The organism is Vibrio sp. Y176 (genome assembly GCF_033438945.1).
The window spans coordinates 1-537 of record NZ_JAWOQS010001086.1 but is presented as its reverse complement, the minus strand read 5'-3'; the positions used below and the strand labels follow the sequence as shown (position 1 = coordinate 537).

2 protein-coding genes are annotated in these 537 nt (G+C 43.8%); one reads left to right on the top strand and one right to left on the bottom strand.

Annotation, left to right across the window (positions count from 1 at the left end; all coding sequences use genetic code 11):
* The coding region (locus R7O13_RS30345; protein ID WP_318305657.1) for a sigma factor-like helix-turn-helix DNA-binding protein at window positions 1-212 on the top strand (212 nt) is incomplete at its 5' end.
* A 78-nt stretch (window positions 213-290) separates the two neighbouring features.
* Here the strand turns inward: R7O13_RS30345 and R7O13_RS30340 are convergent.
* Window positions 291-537 (bottom strand): hypothetical protein (locus R7O13_RS30340; protein ID WP_318305656.1); only part of this gene is annotated, 247 nt, incomplete at its 5' end.

Sequence of the window (537 nt, the reverse complement as noted above, 5' to 3'; positions counted from 1 at the left end):
AAGAGTTGAATCCAAAACAAAAAGAAGTGCTTGCACGCCGTTTTGGTTTGCTTGGTTATGAGCCGTCTACACTTGAAGAAGTGGGACGAGAGATTGGTCTTACTCGTGAGCGTGTACGTCAAATTCAAGTGGAGGGTTTACGTCGACTTCGTGAAATTCTAATTAAACAAGGCCTAAATATGGAAAACTTGTTTAACGTTGAAGACGATTAATACTAAGCTTTCTCGAAACACAAAGGGCTATGGATAACCATAGCCCTTTTCTGTTTTAGGGGAGATTAGATATTCTCGTTAAAGCATTTTCTTCAAACGATACAGCTCTTCAAGGGCTTGACGAGGTGTTAAGTCGTCTGGATCGATGTTTGATAACGCTTGTTCAATTTCGCTAGGTTCAGGGATTAAGCTGAGCTGATTTGCCACATCCACTGTGCTTGGACGAGGCGAGTCGCTAGCTTGGCCGAGTTGCTCTAGTTGAGACAGTTTAGTACGAGCATTTTTGATGACCGTTTTAGGTACGCCAGCTAAGCCCGCAACCGCC